Source organism: Anaerococcus sp., assembly GCF_022770135.1.
Lineage (GTDB): Bacteria > Bacillota > Clostridia > Tissierellales > Peptoniphilaceae > Anaerococcus.
Window position 1 is genome coordinate 1 of the sequence record NZ_JALEIL010000047.1, and the last position, 3,719, is coordinate 3,719.

A 3,719-nucleotide genomic window follows, 5' to 3' on the forward strand; every position below is an offset into this window, starting at 1 on the left:
ATACAAAGGCCACTAGCAAAAGTCCGATTACGATAATAAAGTATATTTTTTTAGATCTACTAATATCTACTTTCTTATCTGTAAATGACGCATATTGGTCTTTTACTGTAACAAGGATTGAAACCATAATGAGCACTGGGATAAGGAAGTGTAGATATTTTTCATAGACAAATAAGCCTATGCTCCAATGTAAACACATAAAGAAAAGTAAGGCGTTTAGATATCTAAGAAGGGTGTACCTTCGTATCTTAAAACTTTTCTCTATTTTATCGTTTATTTTAGCCATTAGATATTTTCTAAAACTAAATTTGCCATAGCTTCTACACCTGATGGTATTGGTGCATAGGCATTGAATGGAACTTGAGCTAGATTCTTGTTATTTTTTTCTGCTTTTTTGCTAAATTCATCAAATTTCATTCTTATTTGTGGACTAACTAGTATCAAATCATATTTATCTGATGTAAATACTTTGTCAGCAGATGCTATTGTTGTTGCGTCTACTTGTATATCCTCGCCCTTTTCTTGTAAAAACTTAGTAGTCTTTTTTGCCATTACTGAAGAACTCATTCCTGCGTTACATATCAACATTACATTTTTCATATTATTTCTCCTCCATTTTTTGTAATTTTTTGTTTAATGTGATCCATCTTTTGGCATTGTCCATTGCCATTGTTGCCATTGTAAGGTGGTCTTGTGAGTGGACTAAGATGATATTTATATCAGATTTTTCGCCATTAGCTTCTTTGGTTAAAAGATCTGTTTGAACTTGGTGACATTCTAGAAACTCATCGTTTGCCTTTTTTAATAATTCCTCAGCCTTTTCAAAATCATAGTTTTCTGCAGCATCCATGGCTTCGCTTGATAGTGATCTGGATTCTCCTGCGTGGACTATTATTTGAAATGCTATTTCATACATTTTTTCATTATCCATTTACTTATCCTTCCCAAAATATTTTCTTAAATTCTCCTATATTATTAGCTTCTGATGATTTTTCTATCAGTTCTTCACTGTTTAGATAGTCTCCCAGCTTGTCATAATACAAGCTCAAATCTCCTCTTGTATTTCCAATTATTAGAGAGTAAATCACTTTGACACGATCTTCATTCCACTTGACTTTATTTTTTGGAATCAATACTATGGAGAAGCTTTCTCCTTCAACTTGGTCAATTATATGAGGGAGGGCTACATTTCCATATGAGGTAAAAGCCATCTCTTCTCTTTTTAGATATTGATCCTTGATCTTTTCTCTATCAATACCTGTCTTACGAGAAACAATATCAGATAAGATATCTAGTGCAGAATCCATGTCCTTTATGTCTATATCCCTTAATAATACAGAGTTATCGAAGATCCTGTTAATTTCCGTGAAATTGTCTACATTAAAGATATCGTTGATTTTTATGAAGTCCTTCTGCTTGAATATAACATCAACATAGACTATTGGCGTGTCAGTCTTTTTCTTAATTGGAACTGATGATACTATAAAGTCGAAATTATCTAGATTATAAAGGTCAACCTTACTTAGGTCTGTAAGGGTCAAGCTATCTATTTGATCCTTGTATTTTCTCTCTATTTGAGTCTTCATAATCTGAGCTGATGAGTTGCCTGAACCGCAGACTACCAGGATATTTCTTTTGAGGTAGTTGTTGTTTTCCATAGCACTTGCTATGTGAAGTGCTATATATCCTATTTCATCATCTGATACCTTTGCCTTGTAGGTTTCGTTTATGGGATTTGTCGCAATCGTCGCTAGCATAAAGGCTATTTGATTGTCTTTGATATCATTTAATATAGGATTTTTCATGGTTAGCCCGTATCTAAGCCTTTCTATTAGAGGTCCTAGATGAAGAGCCAAGGCAAAGAAGAGGTCTATGTTTGATCTAAAGTCATATTTACTAACATTATAGATTTCATCAATCATTTTCTGAGCAAGTTCTGAGATTTCTGGGGAGACCTTCTCATAATTTGTAACAGCATTCTTGCTTATTAGATGCATAGTTAGGTAGAGAATTTCTTCTTCGGGAAATGTCACATCTAGTTTCTTGCTTAGTTCCTTGACTACCATATTTGCTATATTAAATTCATCATAGGAGATAACTCTCTTGGAAAGTTCCTCAGATAAGTCTATATATTTTCCTTCCTTGATGCGAAGGATGGATATATAGATATGGACAACCAAGTTTTTGAAGTTAGCATAGGGCATATAGAAGGATTCTGGGAAATCTATATCTGCAATAATAGCTTGGATCTTAGTGAATATTTCCTTATCGCTATCTCTACCAAAGATAGCAGGATCTTCGCCAATTTCGTTTCTTATAGCAAGTCTTATGTCTTTTTCCCCGCCCTTAATCTTCATTCCATAGTAGGGCTTGCTTATTAGTTCGATATTATATGCTTTAAGGAGCTTTCTTACCTTTTTGATATCCTTGTTGATTTGGGATAAGGATACATAAAACATATCAGCCAACTCTTGTTGTTTGATGAAGGAGTTTGAAAAAAGAAAGAGCTTCATTATGCTTTCTATCCTAAAGTCCTTGTTGGGATTTTCCTGATGGAAATATGCATATTTGAACCAATCATGTTTTAAGAAATTCTTGAACTTATCTTCATCTAAAATTCTAAATTGATATCCTTTTCCATTCTCCGATTCTACTATCGCCCCCTTGTCTTTAATTAATGAGTTTAGTATTCCGATTTCTTTTTGAACAGTTTTGGAGCTTAGCTCCAACTTTTCTCCTATCTCCTCCGAACTATGAAAGCCGTAGTCACTCGTGAGATAATCGAATATATCTTTAGTTCTTGTTTCAATCATTTTATCACCCTTCGATATTATTATAGGAAATTTTAGCTTAAACCTCCACACAAACATTTTCCCTTTGCATTTGTTTTCTTATGTGAGGAGTTAGCCACCCTTATATTTTATGGCTTGGAAGGATGAAATAAATTTAAGTAAAGAAATAAAAAATAGAAGGTATTGTATGATTCTAAAAATATCACATGAGGCTTCTCCACTTCGGTCGAAGCAAGGGATGTGGAAGGTCTAAGTAAAGGAGGGGAAGATTGAAGTAATGGAGGGTGGTCCTAGCTTTAACTCGATTCGTATCTCAACCTCTTAGCCCGAGCTTCAACTCACCCCTTTATCCCGAACTTCAACCTACCACCTTATCCCGAGCGAAGTCGAGGGATCTCCTTTCCATCTATTAGTCTTCTTTTAGACCCATCTTTGGACTTTATTTATATTTATCTTATAATTATAATAGAAAAGAAAGGAATTGATATGGAAAAGATTATTGCAATCGACGTAGACGGTACTCTCCTTAATGATGATAAGAAAATAAGTCAAAGGACCAAGGATAGTCTGATTAGGCTTAGGGAGGCTGGCCATAAGCTTGTTATAGCTTCTGGGAGGGATTATTCCGGGACTGAGTTTATAGCCAAAGAGCTTGATTTTGATACTTATGGAGGTTTTCTATCAAACTTTAATGGAGGAAGGATTACCGATTATCATACAGGAGAGATTATAGCTAACCACACTCTAAGTCTAGATTTTATGAAGGAGTTTCTCGATTTTATTAGAGATCTCGATATAGATATAATGATTTACAATGAGGGAAAGATTTTTACCAATAGTATGGATACTTATTGGCTTCATGAGACAGCAGAGTTGACTAATATGGAGATTGTCCTAAGGGAGAATTTGATAGACGATATTGATTTC

General features: G+C 34.3%; 5 protein-coding genes. 1 reads left to right on the forward strand and 4 read right to left on the reverse strand.

The window, feature by feature from the left end; translation table 11 throughout:
- The 4 genes from MRZ08_RS01835 to MRZ08_RS01850 form a co-directional block, all read right to left on the reverse strand.
- The coding region (locus MRZ08_RS01835) for a hypothetical protein (RefSeq protein WP_297378661.1) at window positions 1-286 on the reverse strand (286 nt) is incomplete at its 3' end.
- The gene (locus MRZ08_RS01840; protein ID WP_297378663.1) at window positions 286-600 is read right to left on the reverse strand and encodes a PTS cellobiose transporter subunit IIB; all 315 of its coding nucleotides are present in this window, start codon (window positions 598-600) and stop codon (window positions 286-288) included. The genes MRZ08_RS01840 and MRZ08_RS01835, both read right to left, overlap by 1 nt.
- 1 nt (window position 601) lies before the next feature.
- On the reverse strand, window positions 602-931 hold the full coding sequence (locus tag MRZ08_RS01845) for a PTS lactose/cellobiose transporter subunit IIA (RefSeq protein WP_297378664.1): 330 nt from the start codon (window positions 929-931) through the stop codon (window positions 602-604).
- A gap of 4 nt (window positions 932-935) precedes the next feature.
- Window positions 936-2,813, reverse strand: coding sequence for a BglG family transcription antiterminator (locus tag MRZ08_RS01850; RefSeq protein WP_297378666.1), 1,878 nt, complete (start codon window positions 2,811-2,813; stop codon window positions 936-938).
- Window positions 2,814-3,278: 465 nt separating this feature from the next.
- On the opposite strand from MRZ08_RS01850, the gene MRZ08_RS01855 reads away from it, so the two are divergent.
- Window positions 3,279-3,719: HAD-IIB family hydrolase (locus MRZ08_RS01855; RefSeq protein WP_297378668.1), on the forward strand; the 441-nt coding region annotated here is incomplete at its 3' end.

What these genes read in the sequence shown, in the direction of transcription:
- MRZ08_RS01845 (WP_297378664.1), bottom strand. Translation starts at nt 931, where the DNA reads ATGGATAATGAAAAAATGTATGAAATAGCATTTCAAATAATAGTCCAC.
- MRZ08_RS01850 (WP_297378666.1), bottom strand. Translation starts at nt 2,813, where the DNA reads ATGATTGAAACAAGAACTAAAGATATATTCGATTATCTCACGAGTGAC.
- MRZ08_RS01840 (WP_297378663.1), bottom strand. Translation starts at nt 600, where the DNA reads ATGAAAAATGTAATGTTGATATGTAACGCAGGAATGAGTTCTTCAGTA.